This is a genomic window from Flavonifractor plautii ATCC 29863 (assembly GCF_000239295.1).
In the GTDB taxonomy this organism is placed as follows: Bacteria; Bacillota; Clostridia; order Oscillospirales; family Oscillospiraceae; genus Flavonifractor; species Flavonifractor plautii.
This window is the reverse complement of sequence record NZ_JH417790.1, coordinates 1-1,718: the sequence shown is the minus strand read 5'-3', so window position 1 is coordinate 1,718 and position 1,718 is coordinate 1. Positions and strand designations below refer to the sequence as shown.

The following is a 1,718-nucleotide window of genomic DNA, read 5'->3' as shown; positions in this document are numbered from 1 at the left end:
GTGAAAGGGAACCGTCAGGGTTCCCTTTCACGTTGGATCAAACAACTTTTTGGAACTTTTCCAAAGTTTCAAAAAGTTCGGCAGCCTGTCGAAAAGACCTTTTCGACAGGCTGAGCGGAGGCCCAAAGGGCCTCCGCTCTTATAGAGAGAAAGAAGGTTCTTTATGTTTCAAGGCTTTTCCGGCGCCACCGTGGACTTCATGTGGGGCATCCGGTTCAACAACGAAAAGGGCTGGTTCGAGGCCCACAAGGAGGAGTACCTGACCACCTTTCAGCGGCCCATGAAGGCGCTGGCCGACGAGGTGTACGGGGCCTTTACCGACCGCCATCCCGACCTGGACCTCATCTGCAAGGTGTCCCGCATCTACCGGGACGCCCGGCGGCTCTTCGGCCGCGGCCCCTACAAGGACCATCTGTGGCTGAGCCTGACCCGCCCCCACGAGGAGGGCTGCGCCGAGCCGGTGTTCTGGTTCGAGCTGGGCCCGGAGGGCTACTCCTACGGCATGGGCTTCTGGCAGGCTCCGGCCGTCACCATGGCCAAGTTCCGCGCCCGCATGGACCGGGAGCCCAAGGCCATGGAAAAGCTGGCCCGCCGCTTCCAGAAGCAGGACGTATTTGTGCTGGAGGGGGAGGACTACAAGCGCCCCAAGGCCGCCCCCTCCCGGCTGCTCACCCCCTGGTACAGCAAAAAGAGCTTCGCCCTCTCCCACGACGCCCCCCACGGGGAGCCGCTCTGGTCCCACGATCTGGTGGATCTCCTGCTGGAGGGGTACGAGTTCCTGCTCCCCTACTATGAATACATGCTCTCCCTCAGCGGTGACCCCGATCCCCGGGCACAATAACAGAATTTACATCGCAAGCAATCCCGCCAGCAGCGCATACTAAGGCCAAAGGATTTTGGAAAGGCGGCGGGCGGGATGGAGCGAACTTCCTGGCGGCGGCGGGCGCGGGCATTTGTCCCCGCGCTGCTGCTGCTTTTTGCGCTGGCCGGGTGGATGCTCCCGGCCGCGCCGGGGCCGGCGGCGGAGGCCGATGCAGTGCTGGAGGCCGGAGAGGGGGAGCCTTGCCCCACGGTTCCAGCGGGACAGAAGCTGATCGCCCTCACCTTTGACGACGGCCCCCGCCGCTCCACCACCACCCGCCTGCTGGACGGTCTCTCGGAGCGCGGGGTGAAGGCCACCTTTTTCCTCATCGGAGCCCAGATAGAGAACAACGGGGACGTGGTGCGCCGGATGGACGAGGAGGGGCACCAGGTGGGCATCCACACCTTCGACCACGTCAAGCTCACCGATCTGAGCCGGACCGACTTCGACGCCCAGGTGGAGACCACCCGGGCCCTGCTCAAGTCCACCCTGGGCCACAACGACTTCCTGCTCCGTCCCCCCTACGGCATGCTGGACGAGAGTGTAAAGGCCTGGGCGGGCTGCCCCATCATCCTGTGGTCCATCGACCCGGAGGACTGGCGGGATCAGAACACCGACCGGGTGGTGCGGGAGGTGGTGGCCGGGGCCAGGGACGGCGGAATCATCCTGATGCACGACATCTTCCCCGAGTCGGTGGACGCCGCCCTCCAGATTGTAGACCAGCTCCACCAGCAGGGCTACCTGTTCTGCACGGTGGACGAGCTCTTTGCCGCCCGGGGCCTTCCCCTGGAGGCCGGAGAGATGTACTGGAACGCATACCCATAAATCGGCCCGGGGACGGCGCTGCCGTCCCCGG

Annotated in this window: 2 protein-coding genes; both read left to right on the top strand. The window is 64.5% G+C overall.

The window, feature by feature from the left end:
• Positions 1 to 163 precede the first annotated feature (163 nt).
• Positions 164 to 841 (top strand): DUF2461 domain-containing protein, encoded by a 678-nt coding sequence (locus HMPREF0372_RS10355; protein WP_007491950.1) that lies wholly within the window; start codon positions 164 to 166, stop codon positions 839 to 841.
• Between the two features lie 75 nt (positions 842 to 916).
• Positions 917 to 1,687, top strand: coding sequence for a polysaccharide deacetylase family protein (locus tag HMPREF0372_RS10350; RefSeq protein ID WP_007491949.1), 771 nt, complete (start codon positions 917 to 919; stop codon positions 1,685 to 1,687).
• The last annotated feature ends 31 nt before the right edge of the window (positions 1,688 to 1,718 follow it).

What these genes read in the sequence shown, in the direction of transcription:
- HMPREF0372_RS10350 (WP_007491949.1), top strand. Translation starts at nt 917, where the DNA reads ATGGAGCGAACTTCCTGGCGGCGGCGGGCGCGGGCATTTGTCCCCGCG.
- HMPREF0372_RS10355 (WP_007491950.1), top strand. Translation starts at nt 164, where the DNA reads ATGTTTCAAGGCTTTTCCGGCGCCACCGTGGACTTCATGTGGGGCATC.